This is a genomic window from Pseudomonas sp. KCJK8993 (assembly GCF_046230915.1).
Taxonomy (GTDB): Bacteria; Pseudomonadota; Gammaproteobacteria; order Pseudomonadales; family Pseudomonadaceae; genus Aquipseudomonas; species Aquipseudomonas piscis.
Window position 1 is genome coordinate 1 of the sequence record NZ_JBJJLO010000056.1, and the last position, 21,646, is coordinate 21,646.

A 21,646-nucleotide genomic window follows, 5' to 3' on the forward strand; every position below is an offset into this window, starting at 1 on the left:
ATTTTCTGGAGCAGCTCTATTTGCTCTTCTCTTGATTTTCGTTCTCGCTCTAATGCCCATTTAATCGTGTATTCGTTATCTGAATTTTCGCGCTCCCGCTTAGCTTCTTCGGTTCGCTCCTCGGCAGAGCTCAGCTGCATTTGAGTCCGCATTTTCATCGAGGAGAGCCGAATCAGATCGCTGGTAGCGGTCATAAACTGAATAGCCGCGTTCTTCGCATCAGGTCTTCTTGCCCATTCACTTGTTCTCAGCTCAAGTATTCCTTTGTCGATGCGATCAACAGCTTCTGACGATTTGTTGAAGTACTCGCCGAACGTAATACCAGAGCCGGTTTTCTCCAGATCGACCTGTTGCGAGATCAGGGCCGACGTCATTTTTATTTGAGCCAGTGCTTTTCCTGTCTCTTCAGAGGATTTGGCTCTGTCCCAAGCGAACCAACCTACGGCAGACAGAGCGGCTAGCAGAAATACTGCAGTGATGGTTTTTTTCATTGCTTTGCTCGTTACTAGATTCCATTCCGACTGCTGCCGATCTGGGCCCGGCAGGGCAATCCAATCCTAACATTTCATGGCGTGCAGCCACCATCGAGCGACCGAATGTCGATTATGGGAGTGAAGTTTACCCAAGCAATTGAAGGGCTAGGGGTAGGGCGCAGGGGAGGGCAGATATGAAAAGCCCGCGCGTGGCGGGCTTGCGTTTGGAATGGGGCTATGAATCTGGGGCTACGATATAAATCTCCCCAGGCAGATCACTCACCAAGCGAATATTGTCGCGTGCGCCTTCCGCCTCGGCTTCTGATCCAAATAGGCCGACGGCAACGAATTTTGCAGAGCCTTTCGTGGTGGGGAGTCCAAGTCGTTTTATTGACTTCGTGGTCTCCGCGTGCGCCCACGGTTCGCACTCCACACGCACAATCCATCCCGATGTCAGAGGTGCTTGTGAGGATGGGGCAAGAGACACATCACAGCCACAATGCTTGCATTTGATTGCGGCTCTCTTGATAGTCTCTGCGCAGAGCGGGCAAGGGCGCGTATCTATTTCCGCTGCTGCGTGTTGCGTAGTGGATTTTCCACCGAGCAACACCATAAGCAGGCCGGCGAGGGCGATCATCCCGCCGACGATGGTGTGCAACTGACGGTCAGCCATAAGCCCAAGATTGTTCACTCTGCCGCCAGATCCAGTAGCGACAGACACGTCCATGCTCAGTGCGAACACAGCCCAGCAAATGCCCACCACCAGGGCAAGCGTCCCAATTCCTTTCATTGGACTACTCCTTAACTAGATTTGGAACTTTACCATCCATGGCGCACAGCCTCCATCGACTGGGGCTTGCAGACCTAGCAGCGGGTCGATTTATGGGGGGCGGGAAGGGCAGATACAAGAAGGCCGCCGACCAGGTGGAGGAGTGATCATGGCGGCCTAGGCGCCAGAGAGATAGCTAGACGCCCAGGCTAAGCTTAGGCGTAGATCTGCAATGGTGCAGATACAAGAAGCCCGGCGCTGGGCACGGTTTTGAGGTTCAGGTGTACAGGCATGAAAAAGCCCGCCGAGGCAGACAGGGCGGGCACATGAGCCCGCCGTCAATCCGGCCGCAGTAAATTATTTCACGATGCTAAGGCGTGGTTTTTGCTTGTAGTTATACAGGCTACTAAAGTCTTCAGGGCCTAATCCCAGGATGCTCATTAGATCTTCAAGCGAATACCCTAATTCTTCCGTGTGCAACTCAAGAATTTCTGAAGTCAAAAGAGCCTTCTCGTGCGGAAAATCAAGTTCGGCTGGCTCTCTCAGTCGGTAGCCGAGGCTGCCGATTTGCCTCCACATGTAATCACTCTGGGGCTTCGTGATTGCGCCAATCGTGCCCGCCCTATAGAGCAAGGCGCCCATAGATACCTTCCATACAGGCTTAAGGGCGGCCAGCGACTGGATGCTGATATTCCTCAGCTGGTAAAAAATATCTTTTGCTGGCATCAGCAATGCGGCTGCGAATTTGTTCGCCTCGTCCTCCATTGTTGGGCTGGGTTGCCGATGCATTACTAAATGGCCGAGCTCATGAGCAAGTGAAAATCTCATCCGGTCTGCGGATTGATTTTTGTTCAGAAAAATACAAGGCGGCATGCCTCGAGTGGCAAGAGTTACGCCATCAATTTTCCCTGCAGGAAAATCGCAAATAAATATCAAAACGCCAGCGCGTTCCACGAAATCAGCGAGATTTTTGATTGGTCCGTCAGGGATCATCCATGATCTTCTTACAAGGAATGCAATCTCTTCGGCATCACCATTGTACTGGTCGATATCTAGAAAAGGGAGCTCATAATCTTTTGCGAGATCTACGGATCTAAGAAGTTTTCGGTAATGCATGATGCGCAGATTCATTTCTGCCTGGATGGCGTCAAGCGTCTTCTGCGGTACGGTAGCCTTCTTACGATAAGCATGAACGCTAACCGGCAGCCCATAAACCCGTTCTTGGTTAAAGAAATACTCCCTAGGAAATGATAGGCTCTTGCAGAAAGCCTCAATCATTTCCTCGGCAGGCTCCATTAGTCCATTTTCAATCTTTGATAGATAGCCTTGTGTAACGTTCATGGATTTAGATAGAGCGCTTTGGCTGAAGCCGCGAAACTGTCTGGCCAGCTGAAGCATCTCAGGGTTAAATGTGTTGCTCATGACGATGGCCGAAGTGGTTTAATTTCAGTAGGTGTAGCTGGAGCCAGTTCTTTCTTGATTGTTGCTCGGCGTCTTTTCGCAGGCTGGGCGACTTGAGAGTCCTTCGATGGCGCCTCGGGCAAGCTGGTCGGAATAGCTTGAACAGGGGCGACATGTCGCTCATAAATTGGGTGAGACCAAGCTACCGAATCCCCATCCCTGCGAACCAAGCGAACTTGAAAAATCTCGGTTTCAAGCTTATTGAGGATGTAAATAATTTCGGTCTTCACCGCTTCTGGAATGCCCAAAACCTGCTGCTCTGGATCGTGAAAGGCAAGAGCCATAGGCGTAGGGTAATTGCTGCTAAACCCCTTTTCGTCGCCTTTTTTAAAGCGAAAGGCCAACTGCTGGCCAATCATAAAAATACAGGTGTTCCCAGCCCGGTTGACGTGGACTCCTGGGAGCGGGTCAAGCGCCTCCTCTAGAGCGCCAACCGTATAATCCCAAACGACGTTCGCCCGAGTTCTATTGTAGAACTGAGCTCGATTTGGCACCTCAAGCCATTGCTTCCAGCCTTTGAGTACCGCGTCTGCGATTGCCTGTTCGTAGGGTTTGATGAGATTGCTGATTTCAGAGTCGGATAGCTGGGTGCTCATGCAGGGGTTCTCTCTAGGGATTGAGAGAATCATAGAGCAACTACAAAAAACCAGTCAAATTATTCCAAAAAATATTCCTAAGCACTTCGACAGCCTATGCAGTGGCCCCCTTGCCTGCCGAGTCATGACCGCCGCTCAATCCTTCCCGCCTTCACCTCATCCCCATACCCCACCAACCGATCCTCACCGGCCTGCATCACCAGGCAGATCCTGAACACTGCCTGGGCGCCTGCTTCGTTTCCCGCTTCGCTCAGGCGCACGGCTATCCGCATCAGCTCGACTGCCGACCATTTGAGATCGCTGGCCAGGCCTTGGAGGTCGCGGCGCAGTTGTTGGTTGGGCTTAGTCAGACTCATAGACCGCTCCTGGCGATCAATCCATCCTGAACATCGTCTGCGATGCCTAGAATGACTTCATGCTGCCCTCTGAGGGACCTACTGATCTCCATAAGCTCTCTCGCATAATCGGACAGGCCTGCCTCATTTAAGCGCTTGGCGACATCAAGCACCTCCAACGCGGTCCAGTCCAGAGTGGCGGCATGACCATCTAGGTCTTCGTGGAGCTCTTGGTTGGGTTTGGTTAGGGGCATGGGTGCTCCTGTTTGTTATCGAGCGAACATACCCCACCAGAACACATGACCCAGGATCGCTATCTGCTCCTCTTGGATCTCCTGGAACGTGTAGTCCTCATCTGGATGTTCGTCGCGGTTGAAGCTTCGCAGGCGCAGGCCGGTGGGCAGGCGATAGACCTGTTTCACACGCAACTGGCCGTTGTGGTTGATCGCGTAGAGGTCGCCATCAACGATGTCACCAAGCGAGTTCTTTCCTGTGTTCACGCCGACCGTAGCGCCATCGCGCAACACTGGGAACATGCTGTTGCCGCGGACGATCACGCACTTGGCATTGTTGAACTGCACGTTGTTGCGACGCAGGTCGCTCTTGAAGAAGCGCAGCTTGGCGCTGTCGCTTTCCTCGATCACAAACCGGCCAGAGCCGGCTGCCAACTCCACTTCACGCAGGAAGGGGACGTAGACCTCATCGTCAGGGAGCGGGGTTGTGTCGTCCCAAGTCTCGATGGATGGCAGTGGGATTTCGACTTGAAGCCTGGGTTTTGCAGCACCAGACACTGATGCTGCTGATAGCTCGCCCTCGCTCAATGGGAGGTCGAGCGACCCGGGCGTAAGCCCGCATTTCAACTCGAAGTCGCGCGCCATCTTCTCCCCGATGTTTCGGAGATGCTCAGCTTTCTCGGTGAAAAGCCGGGAGATATATGAAGGTTGCTTGTCCACCTTGGCGGCGAAATCAGCGTCCTTACCACCAAAGTCGCGGTCAATGACCTGGCGAACTCTGGCTCTGCGTATGTCTTTGATTTCCATCTCCCTATTAGAACCTTTATTTCCCTTTGGGGAAATTACCTTTACTTGGTAAACATTTATGGTAAATTCGCGCATGAATGAACCAGAAGGTAAATCCATATGGACTTCCCCACGTACGCAAAGCAGCTTCCGCGCGGCGGAAGAAAACGCCTCGCCATCAGCCTCGGCATTCCGGCGAGCTACCTCTCTCGTTTGATCTCTGGTGACCGCTCCATCACTGCCGAGCGAGCCATTGAAATTGAACACGCAACAGGCGGAAAGGTGACTCGGCAAGAGTGCCTTCCGGATATCCAGTGGAAGAACGCTTCGTAAGCTCGACCCGTCACGCCAATCCGCTGAAACCAGATTAGAAGAGAGCAGTCCCCATGGAAACGTCCAGTCCAAGACACACCGCGCAAACCCGTGACCAAGTGCTGGTGGCGCACGCGGCAAACCAGATTGCCCGAACCAGCCTGAGCCAGGACGATTTCGCGCAATCACTGGCCCGAGAGATCTATCTGCGAGTTCCGACGGAGAAGATCAAGGAATCGAAAGTTCCTGACTTCAATGAGTTGGCTCGCCTTAACGATGTGAGCGAATTCGTGAAAGCGACCGGCCGCTGGCTGAAGCGTGTGCAGCGCTGGCTGTCCGGCGAACAGGAAATGCCTTCGTGGCTGGAAGAGTCTTGGGTCAATGCTTTGGAGCCCGAGTATCGCGACCACTGTATCAACGAACTGGCCGGTCGCCATGGCCTGACCGGCGCCCGCCAGATGCAGAGCGATTATTGCGCCAACAAAAGCTTCGGTGCGCTGATTCGTGCGCTGGGCGATGTGATCAATACCGGCAGCGAAGTGTTTGACGACCAGGTGATGTGCGAGGAGGACCTGCCGCATCTGCCAGCGTTCGCCGAGCAATGCCGTCAGGTTGAAGCGCGGGCAGGGGAGCTTGGCCGAAAGGCTGAAGCTCTGATCGCAAAACACCGACCGAATTTGAAGCTTGCCTAAATCCCAGGCACAAAAAAGCCGGGATTGCGCCCCGGCTGATTCATTACCACTTGATGAGGCCGATTATGCAGAGCCAACCCCATTCCAGCAATACCCCTACCAATATCGCGCCACGTTTTCAGAATTCGCAAAACGTGGCGCGGACTATGTCGTCTGTCGAGATCGCCGAACTGACCGGAAAGCTGCACAAGAACGTGTTGGCTGATATCCGCTCGATGCTCGCTGAGCTTGAAATCGACTCGGCTGATTTTTCAGCCCAGTACAAGGACAGCACCGGGCGCTTCCTGCCGTGCTTCAACCTCAACCGAGAGATGACCGACACGCTACTGACCGGCTACAGCGCCAAGATGCGTCTAGCTGTTGTTCGCCGCTGGCGCGAGCTTGAAGCCACCACTTCCCAGCCACGCGAGCTTTCTCGCATGGATCTGATTCAGATGGCCTTTGAGGCAGAGCAGGCCCGACTTCAGCTGACCATCCAGGTCGAGGCCCAGGCCACCAAGATCCACTCCCTGGAAAATCTGTTCAAGGAAGGCATGACCCACACCCAATTCTGCAAGGGCCTCAATGGGGTCAACGTTATGCAGGTGGGCAAATACCTGGAGAGCCGTAACTGGCTCTACAACGAGAGCAAGTCTGGCCTGCGCCTTCGTGTGGCTTCCTACGCCCGCGACAAGTACATGACCGAGCATCAGCACGAAGTCACTCCCCACGGCAAAGAAGCCTTCATTTCCTTCACGCCAGTCTTGCTCAAGAAGGGCGCGGTGCGCCTGTACGACCTGTATCTGGCCGGCGAGCTGCCTATGAAAAAGACCTGGGACGGCCTGTTTACTCACGACAAGGCTCTTCGAGGTGCTGCTTGAAGCTTGGTGGCCGTCAATTCGGGTCGAAGGTGATGCCATGACCTTCCAAGAACTGCTTGATCGTCCTATCGCATTCCAGCGCGCGTTCGTGACTCTGGGTGTGGGCATCACAGGGGCCCTGATGCTGTCCCAAGCCATCTATTGGTCAAATCGTACCGATGACCAGGACGGCTGGTTCTACAAGACCATGGAGGAGTGGGAGGCCGAGACGGGCATGACGCGTTCGGAGCAGGAGAGTGCGCGCAAGAAGTTGGTCAAGGTCGGGGCGCTGCAGGAGATGAAAAAGGGCGTCCCGTGCCGTCTGTTTTACCGGGTCAACATCGAAGCCATTCGCGCAAACTTGTCTGCGGAAAACCCGCAATCCAGTTTGCAGGAATCCTGCAAACAAGGATGCAGCAAGCCCGCAAGCAAGCGTGCTAGAAAGCCGCAGGCTATTACAGAGACTACAGCAGAGATTACCCCAGAGATTACGGCAGATACTTTGCCGCCCAGCTCTGGCGAGCCGGCTGCATCCGGCGGGTTGGTGGTACTTGACCGCATCGAAGTGCCCCGAGTCGAAATTCCCGCCGACATGCCGGGCCCGAAAGACCAGACCTGCAAAACCTTCAAGGCCTGGGCGAACTACGCCATGGCTTACCGCAAACGCTACAGCACTTGGCCGGTGTGGAATGCCAAGGTCGGTGGCCAGCTCGGCCAACTGGTCGACCGCCTCGGCGCCGATGTCGCCCACCACGTCGCGGCTCACTTCCTGAAGAACAGCGATGCCGGAGTCGTGCGCAAGTGTCACAGCCTCAACGAGCTGCTGGTCAACGCCGAGAGCTACCACACCCAGTGGGCCACCAATCGCCAGATGAACGGGACCACGGCACGACAGATCGAGCAGACCCAAACCAACTTCAGTGCCGCCGAGCAGGCCCTTGAAGCGCTTCGAGCCAAGAGGGGCGCCCGCCATGCTGAATGACGTACAGCAAGAAAAATTGCTCCTGTCCCTGTTTGCCACTGCCGAGGTGATGGGGCAGCAGCTCACCCAGGCGGCAGCGCTGCTGATGGTCGACGACCTGCGCGAATACACCGAGTCGGTGCTTACCGCAGCGCTTCGCAGTTGCCGTATCGAGGGCGGCCGGCTCACGGTTGCATCGATCCTGAAGCATGCCCAGTCGGCTGATGGGCGCCCGGGAAAGGACGAAGCTTGGGCTATTGCCATGACCACGAACGACGAGTTCGAAACCGTGGTGCTGACCGACGAGATCCAGCTGGCTCTGGCTGCGGCAAAACCGGTCCTGGATGCCGGCGACAAGGTGGGGGCCCGCATGGCGTTCATCAGCGCCTACGAGCGCCTGGTAGGCCAAGCCCGAGAGGACAACAAGCAGGTGAACTGGCATGTGTCTGTCGGTTTCGACGCGAATCGCCGCACTCAGGCGATCACCAAGGCTGTGCAGATGCAGCGCATCCCGCATGAACGCGGGCAGCTTTACCTGGCTGACCTGAGTGTCGCACCGGTTACCGAAGACGGCCGGGCCGTTGCTGGACTGCTCACCGGTGAGGTCGCGCGGCCTTCGCCAAAGCTGCGCGAGAAGCTCGCCGCGGTGAAGGAGTCGATGCTGGCCATGCGCAGAGCTTCTGCCGAGAAAAAAGCAGAGCAACGAATTCAGGCGGCCAACGAGTTGGCAGATCGCCGAGCGCTGCTGATTCAGCAGTCCGAACAGTTGGAAGTAGCGAGGTCGACTCAATGAATGAAGCCAGGCAACTACAAATGCTCGCCGGCCAGACTGCCTTGGCGCGCAAGGTGTTTCAGGTTGTCCCGATCCAGTCGCACTGGGCGGCGCTTGAAATCCATCGAGCTCTGCAAGCCTCGAGAGCCAGCAGCGCCCAGTTTCCGACGGTTCGCGCCTGCCTTAGCGAACTGAAAGAGCAGGGCCTTATCCGCGAGCCGGTCAACGGGCACTTCCAGCGTGCCGCCACCACCCCAAAGCCAAGGAAAGAACAAGCCATGCCGAAGCAAGCAGCTCAAACCGTAGTCTCCATCAAGAAGCCTGAGACCGGCGCCCTGGATGTCTTGGCCGGCCTTTCCGGTGAGGTTGTCGTTCTGGCTGATGAGTTCGGTAAGCGCATGAAGGCTTTGTCGACTCGAATCGAAGAGGTGGCGTTGTCCGTTGAGGCTGAGCGCGAGGCCAATGCCGAGGCCGTGGGCAAGCTGAAGCAGTTGCAGGATCTGCTTAAGGGGATCTCGCAATGACTGACGGCGCAATTCACGATGCAGCCATGAGGAAGGGGAGGGATGGTATGAACTCCAGCCTCCTGCTGCGTACAGACTTCCGCAAGGCTTACGAGCGGTGGAGGCTGGTACTGCGGATATTAATTTCCTGCAATTTCTCTTTCAAGGAGGTCAGTCATGGCTGAGCTCGCCCTTATCCGCACCGCCCAGGGCCTGGTACCGGCCACCGAGGCAGACCGTGAAACCATCCAGTGCTGGAAGGCTGGGCAGGTCATCCACGGCAAGTTCACCAAGATGAGGAACGCCCGGTTCCACGGCAAGTTCTTCGCGATGCTGGATCTGGCCTGGGAGTACTGGGAGCCGGTCGGGGGCCTGATCCCGCGTCAGGAGATGCGTGGCATTCGCGGTCTGGCCAAGTTCTTCGAAGCGCAGAGTGGCAAGCCTGGGCAGTTGTCGAATGCGGTTGATGCCTACATTGCCGGGCTTGAGCAGGCTCGCGCCGAACGCTTCCCCGCTGTCGACAAGTCCCGCGAAGCCTTTCGTGAGTGGGTGACCATCGAGGCCGGCCACTTCCACCTGGTGCGTACACCCGACGGCGTTCGCAAAGAGGCCAAGTCCATCAGTTGGGCCAACATGGACGATACCCAGTTCGAGCCCTTGTACCGCGACGTCTTCAACGCCTGCTGGCGCCTGGTGCTGTCCGCGCACTTTGAAACCGAAGGCGCCGCCCTGGCAGCGGCAGATCAGATTGGGAGCTTTGCATGAGACGTAGAGAGTGGTACGACCGGCGCACCGATAAAAGGGTTGCCCTCCAGATTGCAGAAGAGCAGGGGATTGTTGCCGACAGCTCAGCACTGCGCGCATCTCTTGTAGCCAAGATCCATGCGGGTGAAATGACCATCGAGCAGGTTCAGGCCGAACTGCGGAAGGTGAAGCGCGAGGCTAAGAAAAATGGCCTGAGGACGCGCGACCAGATTTGGAGGTCTGCATGAAGCGTACCCCGCTACAGCGCAAAACCCCGCTCACGTCCGTCGGCAAGCGTCGCAAGCGCTGCCCGGCCTGTCGGGTGATGTTCACCCCCGTGCGCGCCTCCCAGGCTGTGTGCGGGGAGATCGAGTGCGCCATCGCTCATGGCCAATCAGAGAAGGGACAGGCAAGCGCCCGAAGAGCCCTGGCTGATGTTGAGCGCCGGGAAATCAAGGTCCGCAAGGAAAAGCTGAAGAGTAGGGCGGACCACCTCCGAGAAGCCCAGGCCGTGTTCAACGAATGGGTACGCCTGCGCGATGCCCATCTGCCCTGCATCAGCTGCGGACGGCATCACGACGGCCAGTACCACGCCGGCCACTACCGCACTGTCGGCGCGAACCCAGAGATTCGCTTCGAACCCTTGAACGCCTGGAAGCAGTGTGCCCCGTGCAATACACACCTGTCCGGCAACTTGGTGAACTACCGGCTTTCGCTCCTGCAACGAATCGGCGCCGAGAAACTGGCCTGGCTGGAGGGGCCGCATCCAGCACGCAAGTACACCACCGAAGAGATCAAGGCCATCAAGGCCGAATACCGCGAAAAGATCAAAGAACTGAAGAAGGGGATCGCAGCATGAAGCTGATCAACGCAAGGCAGGTATGGACAGAGGCACAGCACGAATCGAACGCGTCGATCAGCGCTGTGGCAATTGAGCGGGCCGAGTCGGCACCGGTGAAGACTGGCGGCCGTATTGGCAAGCGCGAGGTGCAGTTCCCGGCGCTGGGCAGCGAGAAAGGGGAGGAGGCCGCTCGCTTCTCGGTTCCGGGGCAGCGGATCAGCATCAGTGAGACACGCCGCACGCCGCTTGGCCGGTCCACAGCCCGCGCTGCGCACCTGGCCACGATCGGCAAGGTACTGCGCGCCATCGACACGCTGCCGTTCCAGGTACAGCAGTTTGGGCATTACCTGTACCACCCGGCGATGAACATGAAGCACCTGCTGAATGCGGTGCTGCTGATCACCGCCAAGGCGGCGCTGCCAGACCTGACGTCGGCGAAGCGCGTGAAGGCTCAATACTTGGTGACCCTGGCCCTGCAGTCCTACAAGGGGGAGGCTCATGGTGCGGCAGAGTGGGGGCCGGCCCGGGTCACCTCCGAGATGAAGGAGTTCTTCGGTGTCACCATCGATCCGAAGAACTGGACGCGTGACTGGCTGGAGTTATGGGAATCCCTGAAAGAGGTGATCAAGGACGTGGATATCCAGGCTCAACAACCGGTATGGCAGGTGATTCACGCGGAAAAAGATCAAGAAGCGGCATAATTATATTGACATGACGGGGTTTTGCGCGTACTTTTCCCATAGTGCACAAGTAACGCGAAACGCACACGAAACCCTGAACCCGGCCAAGCGCCGGGTTTTTTATTACTCCGATTTCAGCAGAATGATTTTTGTAGGGGCGGGCAGTGGTATGAAATATACTGTTTGCATGTACAGTATTTTGCTGAGATAGTAATTTCACTCCTCGGGTGTATCAGAAGCGAAATCCACCGCATTGCTGGTGCTTACCTTCTCGACTCGTGTGAAGGCCCTGAGCTTCGAGCAATCGCCTTTGAGCGACATGAGTGCGGAAATCTCCGCAATCACTTACTCGACTCAAAGGTGAAAATCATGGAACCAGTAACACTTGGCCAAAAGTTCATTTCTGCCAACGTCACACGGAAACAACAGCTTATTGCACCGTCTGCGAACGTTAATGGAATCATTCTGCGTACTACTCAGATCGTAGGCAGTAGTCTCTCGTTTATTTCGACCGGTACAACTGAACCTTCTTATTGGAGTGGTCCGGGTGTCCCGGTGCTGTTGATGGCGTGGTCAAGTTCAGAGCAACTCCAAAATCCAGTCTATCTACCTCCTGGTAACGGCCTCTGGGCTTATGAGAATAATGGCCAACTTCTGGTCTTTATTACTTATGATGTGTTGCCCGCGCCCAGCACCCAAAACGTGGACTAGTTTCCATTAGGCAATCACTGAAAGCCAAGAGCTTCAAGCCATCGCCTTTGAGCGACATGAAAGCGGAATCCTCCGCGCCAAATCATTCGACTCAATAGGTATTCATATGGCTATACCAGCACGTATTCCGTTCGCGCAGAACGGTACTTCTACCTTGCTACCAAAACGCGAAATGACTTGGAACCAGTATCTGGACTCGCCCAATAAGCGATTCCGGCTGATCCTCCAAGCCGACTCGAACCTGGTTCTCTATGATGGTCAGACCGCCGTCTGGTCGGCTCAAGCAAATCAGCCTTACACCCAGTACGGTAACAAGGTTTATGAGAACACCCCGACCTCGTTCTACATTCTGTACTACGCAGTCCTGAAAGATCGTGAGCACGTCCGCACTTGGTCGACCTTCAACAGTACCCCACCGAATCGTGACGAGACTTCTGCTGCAGAGCGCACCTATCTCCGAGTGCAAGATGACGGCAACATTGTCATTACAGACTCCATCTCAGTATGGAGCAGTAACCCAGCGATTCCTCAGTCGCCTGGCGCCGAAGACTCCATCATCATTCCGCCAGGCACACTTGAGCGAGATAAGAAGTATGTGGCGGGTGGCACTACTTTCATCTTTCAAACTGACGGGAATCTGGTGATTTCCAACGGCCCGCTCGGCGTACTGTGGGCAAGCTGGACGCAGAACAAGGGCGCTGAGCGAGCGGTTATGCAAACCGATGGCAACCTCGTTATCTACGGACCGAATAACACCCCGCTTTGGAATAGCGGCACCGCTGGGCATCCGGGTGCGTTCCTGCGTGTTCAAGCAAACGGCAATCTGTCGATTGTTAAAGAACAGCCAGTCTGGGCGCGTTTTGGCTATACGCCAACCTTGGTTCCGAAGAACGTTTTCTACTTCGACAACTCCACCTGGACGACAAAAAACTTCTGGACCTTTCCCTTCTGAGATTGGGCCAAAAGGACTTTTTGAAACGCAACAAATCGGAACCCGGCCACAGCGCCGGGTTCTTTGTTCTTCGAATTTATCTGTCGCCAGGACAGCCCTCGGGAATGCCTGGGCGTCGATAGCCGGATAGTACGACGTACGGGCTTATCGCCGAAAGATTGTAATACCGCACATTGCATATGTTGGTGCGGTGTGATGCCGACGACCGATTACTCTAGGCTTTTTTAGGTATCCCCAATAGGTGTCGATAAGCAGCTTCGTGTAACTCGTAAAGCTCAGCAGCGGTAAGCTCTAGCCACCTATCATCCGGTTCCATTCCGCTTGGCATCGACGAGTAGTTGAAAAGGATTCCCGCGTTGGCTTTTTTGCCTTTGTAGGAAATTGACGGATACGCCCAGTATCCGAAATGATCTTTTATTACTTGTGCGAGAGAAATCCGTAGCGCTTCAGGTGCTTCCTCGGATGCAAGGGTATTCAAGACGATCTCATTTGCTTCTTTGGTTGTGATTCGTGGGTCGTGATACGCCCACATGCGAAGCTTGTCGAAATCACGACCATGTTTGTGAGGGGCGTAGAAGAAACGTATTGGTTGGTACGGTGCTGGTGCTGACAGGCCGAGATGCTTCAGAGCATCCTCCACCTGTTCAATTTTCGATGTGTGCAAGAAATCAACTAGCCGATCACTTTGAACCTGGTGGACATCGAGTAGCCGACGCAGATCAGCTTTGCGCATGCCACGTTCCATCATTGCATTCCAAAGTGTGATTTTCGCCACCGTGACTGCGGGCAATCGGACGACATACTCGCCCGGCTCTGGTAAGGATGCAGATGGTATGGCCTTACGCTCATCGACATAAGTCGAGAGCGTTGTCTCTATAGCGTCCAACGCTTCCGATAGTGCATGAGCCTGATTATCACCGAAGCTATTTAATTGCGGGAGATCCCGGCAGAAGACAGCTATGCCAGTCGCGTCTTGTTCAAATCTAATCGCGTAGTCGTACATGGTCACTTCCTCTGAAGGTGATGAGTTCAATTCAGGCATGGTGAGGGGGGCTCAGAGCCCCAGCTGTTTAATAATCGCCTTGCGGGTCGGTTACGGCATGTCCTTGGAGCCGTCATCCGCGGAGGTTGTCCTTTGGCCGTTTAGGGGCGGTGACTTTGAAGTGGCTTCCTTTGCCGGCTTCGAAGGTCACCCTTTGGGCCTTCAACCATCGTCTGAACTCGCTGAACTACACCACCTAGCCTCGTTGTTTGGGTGGACTCACAATACAACGTTTTTGTTGTAATACAACTATTTTGTGGTATTTCTCTAATCGTGCCCACGGAGTCGAGTGCATGGAGCTTCTGCAACGCCTGCTCGACAGGCTGGATACATGGTTCATGGCTGGCTTGCTTGGGGCGTTCGCCGCGAGCTGGTGGCACCGGGATGACCTGGTGGACCGGAAGGCCTGGGCCGTCTTCATCTTCTCGGGTGCAGTCTGCGCCCATTACCTGACCGGATTGGTAAGCGCATACATGGGAGTAGTCGAGCCCCGCAGCGTTGCCGGGATCGGTTTTCTGCTCGGCACCTTCGGCGGATCGTTGATCGCTGCCATCACCCGGGCAATCAAAGCTGCTGACCTTTGGGCGTTTATTCGTTCGAAGTTCGGGGGAGGTGGCACATGATCCTGGAGCATGTTGCAACCTGGTCGGCTGGCCTGATCGCGCTATGGGCAACCTGGTGCTGTATGAGCGGGAAGGTCCGCGACGGTGTGCTGGGGAAGTTGATCTACGCGACCATCGCCCTGAGCGGCTACGCGCTCCTGGTGCGCAACGACAAGCTGATCATGTCCCAGTCGGTGGCAGAGGCGACCTTGTACGCCTCCCTGGCCCTTGCTGGCTTTCGGCATGTCTTCATGGTCACCTACTGGCAGCGGGTCAAGGTCTGGCTTTGCCGGGCGCTGAATTGCGAGCACTGCCTGCACTGTGACAAGGCGCCTGGTGGTGTCGATCGCAGGGTCAAGTAATCCGCGCCACGTTTTCGAATGCGCCAAATCGTGGCGCTGAACAATGAGGAACCACCCATGGACAACCAGCACCAGAAAATCACCGGCTACCGCGACCTCACCCAGAGCGAGATCGACGGCATGAACTCCATCAAGGCCCTGGAGGCCGACGCCGGCGAGCTGTTCAAGCAGATCGGCCAGATCGAAGGCGTTGATCAGCGCACCTTGGCCCTGGCCAAGACCAACCTGCAGCAGGGCTTCATGTGGTTCGTGCGCTCCATTGCCAAATCTGCTGATCCATTCAGCTGATGGGCAACGTCACGCGCCTTCATCACGCGCTGCCGCTGAGCCAAGACATCATCGAGGCACTGACCGAACTGGATAGCTCGATCGCCAAGGCAATCGACGCAGCCAAGGCTGCCGGCTTACCACAGGGCCTGATCGTCGCAGAGCTGCACGGGCATGCCCACGCACAAACCCACAACATGGTGAAGGCATGACCGCAAAGCTCGTTGAGCTCAAGCGTGAGGGCTGGCGTGATGCCGCGAAGACCCTGCGCAAGATTGCTGATGATCTCGATGCAGGCGTTCATCCGGAATGCACGGTAGGCGCGCTGACCTTGATGGGGCCGAAAGGCGAGGTGGCGGTATTCGGGCTAGGCCCCAAGTGCGACGACCTGCAGTGCCTGGGTGCAATGCGCCTAGGAGAGCAGAAGCTGATTGATGTGCTGCTCGATGGCGGAGAAGGGTAGATGTGCCGCAGGTGATTGCGGCACGGTATGTCATTTGACCTTTAGGGCCTCCTGAATTTGGTCGGCATACTTCGAGAGATTGTCCAGTTCTTGCTCAAGGTGAAATGATTCAGAGCTAGACACTCTCGCAGCGATTAACTCTAGTGCGCTAGCTACTGCGTGGGCTCGCGCTATTTCCGGGTTAACTCCACGGGTTACGCCGGCAGTCGATGCGGTGTGCAGTGTTTGGGACATATTCACATCCTTCCGTTGAGTGGAATCGCATCAATACCGGCAACCTGCCACCATTTCAAGCATCAGAGTAAATCTATGATAACCAAGCAACCCGACTGGGAGGCGATCGAGCGAGCCTACCGGGCCGGCGCGCTTTCCATCAGAACCATCGCTGAGCGCCAAGGTGTGAGCGACACCGCAATCAGGAAGAAGGCCAAGACCCTTGGGTGGGCGCGAGACCTTTCTGAGCAGGTGCGGAAAGAGGTTCGCAGCAAGCTGGTTCGCGGAGAGGTTCGCAACGACCAAGGCGCGAACCGCGAACGTGATGCAGAAATCATCGAAGAGGCTGCGGAGGAGGGTGCGCAGGTGGTTCGCAGCCACCGCCGTGATATTCGCAAGGCCACGAATATTGCGAACCTCCTAATGGATGACCTGCTCACCACGATCAAACGCCGTGAGGAGATCGAGGATGCTATCGCTGAAGAGACTGCCGATGATGAGAGTGGTTTTCGCCGTAGCTCGATGCTCGCAGCGGTAGCCCTGCCCAGCAATGCCAAAACCCTTTTCCAGTTGTCCTCGGCTATGAAGAACCTCCAGGTGCTCGAGCGTCAGGCATTCGGCCTGGACGAGAAGGAGAAGACGGATGAAGCGGACGAACTGTCCAAGCTGATGGATGAACTATCGAAGGAAGCCTGACCCATGAAGCCCGAGCACCTGAAATTGCTCCGGGATCGGTTCTGGCGGCTGAACAACCTCTACTTCATCACGGACAAGCAGGGTAAGAAGGTCCGCTTCCGTATGACGCAGGAGCAGATCGATTACTTCCAGGGTATGCACACCCGGAACATCATCCTCAAGGCCCGGCAGTTGGGCTTCACCACGCTGGTCTGCATCGTCCAACTGGATGTCGCGCTGTTCGAGGCTGCCAAGTGCGCCCTGATCGCTCACACCCTGAATGACGCCAAGCGCCTCTTCCGGGAAAAGGTGAAGTACGCCTACGACAATCTGCCGAAAGAGATCCGCGCCGCCAACCCTGCGCGTAACGATGCCGCAGGCGAGCTGGTGTTCAGCAAGGGCGGGTCGCTGTACGTCTCGACCTCCTTCCGGGGTGGCACGCTGCGCTACCTGCATGTGTCCGAGTTCGGGAAGATCTGCGCCAAGTTCCCACACAAGGCGCGGGAGATCGTCACCGGTGCTTTCGAGGCAGTGGCCGCCGAGTGCTTCGTCACCATCGAGTCCACGGCTGAGGGCCGGGCCGGGTACTTCTTCGACTACAGCCAGTCTGCCGAGAAGCAGCAACTGGCCGGCGTGCCCCTGGGCCTGCTGGACTGGAAGTTCTTCTTCTTCAGTTGGTGGCGCAATCCGCTGTACTGGCTCGACTCAACCGACGTCGTCATCCCCGACCGGCTGGCCAAGTATTTCGACGAGCTGGCTGCCAAGCACGGCATCGTCACCAACCCAGGCCAGCGCGCCTGGTACAGCGCCAAGGAGAAGACCCTCGGCGACGACATGAAACGGGAGTACCCGTCGATACCGGCTGAAGCCTTCCAGCAGTCGATTGAGGGCGCTTACTACGCCCAGCAGTTCAACAAACTGTACGCCGCTCAGCGTATCGGCTCGATACCAGACAACAACCACTTGCCGGTGATGACCTTCTGGGACATCGGCGTCGGCGACTCCACGGCCATCTGGTTTGTGCGCAAGGTTGGCGAGCAGTATCACGTCATCGACTACTACGAGAACTCAGGCGAGGGCCTGCGGCACTACATGAAGGTGCTGAAGGATAAGGGCTACACCTACTCGGAGCACTGGGGCCCGCACGATATCGATAACCGCGAGTTCGGCAGCGATGCCAAGACCCGCCGAGAGCTGGCCCGTGAGGGCTACGACATCGACGGCGAGAAATACAGTATGACCTTCGAGGTTGTCCCAAAGCTTGGCGTCAACGACGGCATTGAACAAGTTCGGGAGATCCTTCCGCACTGCGTGTTCGATGAGTCGAAGTGCGAGGAGGGCTTGGGTTGCCTCGAGAACTACCGCAAAGAATGGGATGACAAGCGCGGCTGCTGGAAAGACAAGCCACTTCACGACTGGACCTCACACGGTTCTGACGGCTTCCGCTATTTCGCCGTGGCGAAAAGTGCGCGGAAGCCGGCCACCTCACTGAACATGGGATTTGCCCGATGACAGACGTCACCTTCACCCGCCCAGAGTACGACGCGGCGAGAAATCGCTGGCGCCTGGTGCGCGATGTCTGCAAGGGCTCAGAAACCATCAAGGCTGCTGGTGAACGATATCTGCCGCGGCCTAATGCTCATGATGCGAGCAAGGAGAACCAGGAGCGCTACGTCGGCTACAAGCAGCGGGCTGTGTTCTACAACGCCACCGGCCGGACCAAGCACAGCCTGGTTGGTGCTGTCTTCCGCACTTGGCCAACGCTGACGGTCCCGGGCGCGCTCGACTACGTGGCTAAGGATGTCGACGGCCAGGGCGTGAGCATCTATCAGCAGTCCCAGTCAGTGATTGGGCACCTGCTTGAGGTAGGGCGTCACGGGTTGCTGGTGGACTACCCGCAAGTTGATGGGCAGGCGGTGAGTGTTGCCGATATGGCGTCTGGCCGTGTCCGTTCGACGATCAGCAGCTACCCGACTGAAGCGATCAAGAACTGGAAAACTCGCAAGGTAGGTGGCCAGCACCTGCTGAGCCTGGTGGTGCTGGAGGAGAAGGTCGATGTCGACACTGATGATGGTTTCGGCAGCAAGCAGGTAACGCAGTATCGCGTGCTACGTCTGGATGCGGATGGAAACTACACCCAGGAGGTGTGGGAGGAGGGCTCTGGTCAGACCTCTATGGTCATAGCTCCTTTCACCCCGTTGAACGGCGCAGGCCAGCGGTGGAGGGTGATCCCCTTCCAGTTCTTGGGAAGCGAGAACAACGACGCGAGCATCGATGACTCTCCGTTGTACGACATGGCCGAGATCAACATCGCGCACTACCGCAACAGCGCTGACTACGAGGATGCGGCTTACCTGATGGGCCAGCCCCAGGTGTACATGGCAGGCCTCAATGAGCAGTGGGTGAAGATGCTGGAGGAGAAGGGGATCTACTTCGGTTCCCGGGCCATTTTGCCTCTGCCTCAGAACGGCACTGCCGGCATTCTCCAGGCCCAGGCCAACACCATGATCAAGGAGGCCATGGACGCCAAGGAAGATCAGTTGATCGCCCTTGGCGCGAGGCTGATCGAGCGCGGCAGCGCGGTGAAGACCGCCACCCAGGCCGACAACGATAGTGCCGCTGAGCATAGCGTGCTGTCCTTGATCGTGAGCAACGTCAGCGAGGCCTATTCGCAGTGCCTGGAGTGGATGGGCGAGTTCTTGAACGTTGCCGGCGAATCGCTCTACAAGCTGAACCAGGACTTCACGCAGATCAGCCTCGACCCTGCGATCCTTGCTGCGTTGTTCAACGCTGTGCAGGGTGGCCGGCTGCCTGAGGCTGACTTCTGGCAGTACCTGCGCGACCGCGGTGTTATCGATCCGGAGAAGACCGACGACGAGATCCGGGATGAGCTGCAGACTGCTGAAGTGGGCCCGCAACTGGATGACCTGACCGGAGGGACTGGTGATGGCGACCAACCAAGCGATCCTTGATGCCACCATCCGGCACGCTGTCTTCCTTGAGCAGTTGAAGTCGGGAGAGGTCGAGAAGTTCGGCCCCTTCCTCAAGGAGATCGATAGGTCGATCCGTGACCGCCTGGCGCGCGCGGACCTTACTGAGTACACAGCTCGACGCCTTGAGGTATTGCTGCAGGAGGTCGACAGCCTGCTGCTGGGAATCTTTGACCGGTACAGCGAGAAGTTGAACTTGGACCTGGTTGACATCGCCAATTATGAGGCACAGTTCGAGGCTACCAGCCTGACCCGGGCGGCGCCGGTGGGTGTGTCCTTTGAGGCTGCTGTCCCGGGCGCTGCGGCGATCAGGACCGCGATCCTCTCCAATCCGCTCAGTGTGCGCGGCGTGGATGGCGGCAAGCTGCTCAAGTCGCTCATTGATGGCTTCACCGCCACCGAGCGGCAACGCCTCACAGGCGTGATCCGGCAGGGCTTTTTCGAAGGCCAGACCAACTTCCAGATCATCAAAAACATCCGCGGTACCAAGGCACTCAACTACAACGACGGCATCCTGGCCACGACCAACCGCAATGCCGGCGCCATTGTGCGGACGGCGGTGCAGCACGTCGCCACCCAGGCGCGCATGGAGACGCTGAAAGAGAATTCCGACGTCGTCCAGGCTGTGGAGTGGGTCAGCACGTTGGACTCGAAGACCACGCCTCAGTGCCGAACGCTCGACAAACGTCGGTTCAAGCTGACGGAAGGGCCCAGGCCACCGATCCACATCAATTGTCGCTCGACGGTGGTGGCGGTGACCAGGTTCAGCGCGCTGTTCGCCAAGGACGCCACTCGAGCATCTGTTGGCGAGGATGGTCCGCAGCAGGTAAGGGCTGATCTCAGCTACTACGAGTGGCTCAAGCAGCAGCCGGCGGCGTTTCAGGACAAGGCCATTGGCCCTAAGCGCGCCAGGTTGTTCCGCGAGGGTGGCCTGAGCGTAGAGCGCTTTGCCGACCTACAGCTGGATCGCAATTTTGCACCGCTCACTTTAGCCCAAATGAAAGTACTGGAGCCTTTGGCGTTTGAGCGTGCTCGTTTGTGAAGTTACTGATTCGCGCATTTCGCGCGCTCATTATCGAAGGACTTCATAAACTTTATGTAGTTCTCGTTCCAGCCTTTGAATGACTCCCTAGCAGCCAAGATTGCATTCTCCTGCTGCTCTGGGGTGTGAGCCGTGAGTCCCAAGTAGGTAGATGCGCTGATTTTGAGTGCAATTACGTTCAATTCGATGGGGGCGTAAGCCGTCAATTCGAACGCTGACTGCATGACAAGCCGTCCCTGCTCTCGCGGCACGCCCTCTGAAGGACCAACGGAACCCAAAAAGCTCCCCATGCTACCCAGAAGCACTTCAGCACGTTTTCGAGTCAGCATCTCACGGTCATCGACTCGCTTAAGGCAGCTTTCTTCTCTGTTTTTTTGAGCAGAAACGACGGTTGCATAGGCTGTCACCCCCGCCCCCAGCAACACTCCGACAGTCGTCATTGCGACACCCAACAATGAAATGGCGGCGGCGGAATAGCCTTCCTTTCTGCGGCTTTCTGGAGCGTCAACCGGATTCTTTTCCACGTTCGTTGTTCCTTTGAAATTTGGGTGTGGACTTTAACTTTTTTTCCATCGGCAGGCAGGGCCTGCTCTACGTCTCTGGGAGACAACCAATGCTGAAATTCCAACTGGATACCCTGGAAGGGGTAGACGAATCCGTGCGCGCTTTCTACACCGAGAAGGACGGCAAGTACGTCCTGGGCATTGAAGGGTTGCCTCAACCTGAAGATGTATCCGGCCTGAAATCGAAAGTTGAAGAGCTGCTGGCCGAGAAGAAGGCCGAGGCCGACAAGCGCAAGGCTGCTGAAGAACAGGCTCGTCTGGAGCGCGAAGAAGCGCTGCGCAAGTCTGGCAACGTCGAAGAACTCGAGAAGTCTTGGTCCGAGAAGTACAGCCGCCGTGAGGCAGAGCTGAATGGCCAGCTCGAGTCGGAACGCAACACTCTGCAAGGCCAGATCCGGGATCTGACCGTAGGGCGTACTGCTACCGAGATTGCAACCACCCTGGCCATCCCAGGCAGCGCCAAGGCACTGCTCCCTCACATCGAACGCCGACTGAGCGTTGAGCAACGCGATGGCAAGCCAACCGTCGTGGTACTGGACCAGGCCGGCAAGCTCTCTGCAACCACGCTGGAAGAGCTGAAGAGTGAATTCACGAAAGACCCTGCGTTTGGTCCTTTGATCGCAGGCAGCAAGGCATCTGGCGGCGGGGCCGGCGGTGCAGGAAACAGCGGTGGGGCCGCTCTGAAACGTTCCGAAATGTCCTCAGTCGCCAAGCGTGAGTTCATCACTGCAAACGGCCAGGACGCCTACCTGAAATTGCCCAAATAA

The 21,646-nt window shown here is 56.7% G+C and carries 30 protein-coding genes and 1 pseudogene; 22 read left to right on the forward strand and 9 right to left on the reverse strand.

All coding sequences use genetic code 11. The features are described 5' to 3' along the window. The 7 genes from ACK6AU_RS18010 to ACK6AU_RS18040 form a co-directional block, all read right to left on the reverse strand. A partial coding sequence (locus ACK6AU_RS18010; protein ID WP_409300419.1) for a hypothetical protein occupies positions 1-491 on the reverse strand: 491 nt, incomplete at its 3' end. A gap of 217 nt (positions 492-708) precedes the next feature. Then, positions 709-1,263: a hypothetical protein gene (locus tag ACK6AU_RS18015; protein WP_409300421.1), complete on the reverse strand. Its 555-nt coding sequence runs from the start codon at positions 1,261-1,263 to the stop codon at positions 709-711. A 336-nt stretch (positions 1,264-1,599) separates the two neighbouring features. Further along, positions 1,600-2,664: a helix-turn-helix domain-containing protein gene (locus ACK6AU_RS18020; RefSeq protein WP_409300423.1), complete on the reverse strand. Its 1,065-nt coding sequence runs from the start codon at positions 2,662-2,664 to the stop codon at positions 1,600-1,602. Next, on the reverse strand, positions 2,661-3,299 hold the full coding sequence (locus ACK6AU_RS18025) for a hypothetical protein (protein ID WP_409300425.1): 639 nt from the start codon (positions 3,297-3,299) through the stop codon (positions 2,661-2,663). Before ACK6AU_RS18025 ends, ACK6AU_RS18020 begins: the two co-directional genes overlap by 4 nt. A 122-nt stretch (positions 3,300-3,421) precedes the next feature. Continuing rightward, entirely contained in the window at positions 3,422-3,655 is a 234-nt protein-coding gene (locus tag ACK6AU_RS18030) for a hypothetical protein (protein ID WP_409300427.1), read from the reverse strand. Continuing rightward, a complete protein-coding gene (locus ACK6AU_RS18035; RefSeq protein WP_409300429.1) occupies positions 3,652-3,888 on the reverse strand; it encodes a hypothetical protein in 237 nt (78 codons plus the stop codon). The genes ACK6AU_RS18030 and ACK6AU_RS18035 overlap by 4 nt, the downstream gene beginning before the upstream one ends. 15 nt (positions 3,889-3,903) lie before the next feature. Continuing rightward, the gene (locus ACK6AU_RS18040; protein WP_409300431.1) at positions 3,904-4,674 is read right to left on the reverse strand and encodes a helix-turn-helix transcriptional regulator; all 771 of its coding nucleotides are present in this window, start codon (positions 4,672-4,674) and stop codon (positions 3,904-3,906) included. 99 nt (positions 4,675-4,773) lie between these two features. Here ACK6AU_RS18040 and ACK6AU_RS18045 point away from each other — a divergent pair, with 99 nt between their 5' ends. The 12 genes from ACK6AU_RS18045 to ACK6AU_RS18100 all read left to right on the forward strand — a co-directional run bounded on the left by ACK6AU_RS18045 (position 4,774) and on the right by ACK6AU_RS18100 (position 12,660). Next, a complete protein-coding gene (locus tag ACK6AU_RS18045; RefSeq protein ID WP_102863188.1) occupies positions 4,774-4,986 on the forward strand; it encodes a YdaS family helix-turn-helix protein in 213 nt (70 codons plus the stop codon). 53 nt (positions 4,987-5,039) lie between these two features. Then, positions 5,040-5,657 carry a hypothetical protein gene (locus ACK6AU_RS18050; RefSeq protein WP_409300433.1) on the forward strand — a complete coding sequence of 206 codons (618 nt, stop codon included), beginning with the start codon at positions 5,040-5,042 and terminating at the stop codon, positions 5,655-5,657. A 65-nt stretch (positions 5,658-5,722) separates the two neighbouring features. Next, on the forward strand, positions 5,723-6,517 hold the full coding sequence (locus ACK6AU_RS18055; protein WP_085599806.1) for a Rha family transcriptional regulator: 795 nt from the start codon (positions 5,723-5,725) through the stop codon (positions 6,515-6,517). Between the two features lie 37 nt (positions 6,518-6,554). Next, on the forward strand, positions 6,555-7,478 hold the full coding sequence (locus tag ACK6AU_RS18060) for a hypothetical protein (RefSeq protein ID WP_409300435.1): 924 nt from the start codon (positions 6,555-6,557) through the stop codon (positions 7,476-7,478). After that, the gene (locus ACK6AU_RS18065; RefSeq protein ID WP_409300437.1) at positions 7,468-8,250 is read left to right on the forward strand and encodes a hypothetical protein; all 783 of its coding nucleotides are present in this window, start codon (positions 7,468-7,470) and stop codon (positions 8,248-8,250) included. The genes ACK6AU_RS18060 and ACK6AU_RS18065 overlap by 11 nt, the downstream gene beginning before the upstream one ends. Further along, complete coding sequence (locus ACK6AU_RS18070; protein ID WP_409300439.1) at positions 8,247-8,753, forward strand: hypothetical protein; 507 nt, start codon at positions 8,247-8,249, stop codon at positions 8,751-8,753. The genes ACK6AU_RS18065 and ACK6AU_RS18070 overlap by 4 nt, the downstream gene beginning before the upstream one ends. A 156-nt stretch (positions 8,754-8,909) precedes the next feature. Beyond that, entirely contained in the window at positions 8,910-9,497 is a 588-nt protein-coding gene (locus ACK6AU_RS18075) for a DUF1367 family protein (RefSeq protein ID WP_409300441.1), read from the forward strand. Then, on the forward strand, positions 9,494-9,724 hold the full coding sequence (locus tag ACK6AU_RS18080) for a hypothetical protein (protein ID WP_409300443.1): 231 nt from the start codon (positions 9,494-9,496) through the stop codon (positions 9,722-9,724). The genes ACK6AU_RS18075 and ACK6AU_RS18080 overlap by 4 nt, the downstream gene beginning before the upstream one ends. Continuing rightward, the gene (locus tag ACK6AU_RS18085) at positions 9,721-10,335 is read left to right on the forward strand and encodes a recombination protein NinG (protein WP_409300445.1); all 615 of its coding nucleotides are present in this window, start codon (positions 9,721-9,723) and stop codon (positions 10,333-10,335) included. Before ACK6AU_RS18080 ends, ACK6AU_RS18085 begins: the two co-directional genes overlap by 4 nt. Then, positions 10,332-11,018, forward strand: a complete 687-nt coding sequence (locus ACK6AU_RS18090; RefSeq protein WP_409300447.1) for a hypothetical protein — start codon at positions 10,332-10,334, stop codon at positions 11,016-11,018. Before ACK6AU_RS18085 ends, ACK6AU_RS18090 begins: the two co-directional genes overlap by 4 nt. A 348-nt stretch (positions 11,019-11,366) precedes the next feature. After that, the gene (locus tag ACK6AU_RS18095; protein ID WP_409300449.1) at positions 11,367-11,708 is read left to right on the forward strand and encodes a hypothetical protein; all 342 of its coding nucleotides are present in this window, start codon (positions 11,367-11,369) and stop codon (positions 11,706-11,708) included. A 106-nt stretch (positions 11,709-11,814) separates the two neighbouring features. After that, positions 11,815-12,660, forward strand: a complete 846-nt coding sequence (locus tag ACK6AU_RS18100) for a putidacin L1 family lectin-like bacteriocin (RefSeq protein WP_409300451.1) — start codon at positions 11,815-11,817, stop codon at positions 12,658-12,660. 613 nt (positions 12,661-13,273) lie between these two features. Here ACK6AU_RS18100 and ACK6AU_RS18105 read toward each other — a convergent pair. Beyond that, positions 13,274-13,663 (reverse strand): annotated as a pseudogene (locus ACK6AU_RS18105) (type II toxin-antitoxin system HicB family antitoxin); the annotation flags it as partial. Between the two features lie 332 nt (positions 13,664-13,995). On the opposite strand from ACK6AU_RS18105, the gene ACK6AU_RS18110 reads away from it, so the two are divergent. From ACK6AU_RS18110 to ACK6AU_RS18150, 9 genes are all read left to right on the forward strand, one after another. Beyond that, positions 13,996-14,325 (forward strand): MFS transporter, encoded by a 330-nt coding sequence (locus tag ACK6AU_RS18110; protein WP_409300453.1) that lies wholly within the window; start codon positions 13,996-13,998, stop codon positions 14,323-14,325. Next, a complete protein-coding gene (locus tag ACK6AU_RS18115; RefSeq protein WP_409300455.1) occupies positions 14,322-14,666 on the forward strand; it encodes a hypothetical protein in 345 nt (114 codons plus the stop codon). The genes ACK6AU_RS18110 and ACK6AU_RS18115 overlap by 4 nt, the downstream gene beginning before the upstream one ends. A gap of 57 nt (positions 14,667-14,723) precedes the next feature. Next, on the forward strand, positions 14,724-14,954 hold the full coding sequence (locus tag ACK6AU_RS18120) for a hypothetical protein (RefSeq protein ID WP_409300457.1): 231 nt from the start codon (positions 14,724-14,726) through the stop codon (positions 14,952-14,954). After that, the gene (locus ACK6AU_RS18125) at positions 14,954-15,145 is read left to right on the forward strand and encodes a hypothetical protein (protein ID WP_185702125.1); all 192 of its coding nucleotides are present in this window, start codon (positions 14,954-14,956) and stop codon (positions 15,143-15,145) included. The genes ACK6AU_RS18120 and ACK6AU_RS18125 overlap by 1 nt, the downstream gene beginning before the upstream one ends. Then, positions 15,142-15,396: a hypothetical protein gene (locus tag ACK6AU_RS18130; RefSeq protein WP_409300459.1), complete on the forward strand. Its 255-nt coding sequence runs from the start codon at positions 15,142-15,144 to the stop codon at positions 15,394-15,396. Before ACK6AU_RS18125 ends, ACK6AU_RS18130 begins: the two co-directional genes overlap by 4 nt. 309 nt (positions 15,397-15,705) lie before the next feature. After that, the gene (locus ACK6AU_RS18135; protein ID WP_409300461.1) at positions 15,706-16,305 is read left to right on the forward strand and encodes a hypothetical protein; all 600 of its coding nucleotides are present in this window, start codon (positions 15,706-15,708) and stop codon (positions 16,303-16,305) included. Positions 16,306-16,308: 3 nt separating this feature from the next. Next, the gene (locus tag ACK6AU_RS18140) at positions 16,309-17,796 is read left to right on the forward strand and encodes a terminase (protein WP_409300463.1); all 1,488 of its coding nucleotides are present in this window, start codon (positions 16,309-16,311) and stop codon (positions 17,794-17,796) included. Next, positions 17,793-19,256, forward strand: a complete 1,464-nt coding sequence (locus ACK6AU_RS18145) for a DUF4055 domain-containing protein (protein ID WP_409300465.1) — start codon at positions 17,793-17,795, stop codon at positions 19,254-19,256. The genes ACK6AU_RS18140 and ACK6AU_RS18145 overlap by 4 nt, the downstream gene beginning before the upstream one ends. After that, positions 19,231-20,316: a minor capsid protein gene (locus ACK6AU_RS18150; RefSeq protein ID WP_409300467.1), complete on the forward strand. Its 1,086-nt coding sequence runs from the start codon at positions 19,231-19,233 to the stop codon at positions 20,314-20,316. The genes ACK6AU_RS18145 and ACK6AU_RS18150 overlap by 26 nt, the downstream gene beginning before the upstream one ends. 2 nt (positions 20,317-20,318) lie before the next feature. On the opposite strand, the gene ACK6AU_RS18155 is transcribed toward ACK6AU_RS18150, so the two are convergent. Next, positions 20,319-20,840, reverse strand: a complete 522-nt coding sequence (locus tag ACK6AU_RS18155; RefSeq protein ID WP_409300469.1) for a hypothetical protein — start codon at positions 20,838-20,840, stop codon at positions 20,319-20,321. 89 nt (positions 20,841-20,929) lie between these two features. On the opposite strand from ACK6AU_RS18155, the gene ACK6AU_RS18160 reads away from it, so the two are divergent. Further along, positions 20,930-21,646, forward strand: a complete 717-nt coding sequence (locus tag ACK6AU_RS18160) for a hypothetical protein (RefSeq protein WP_409300471.1) — start codon at positions 20,930-20,932, stop codon at positions 21,644-21,646.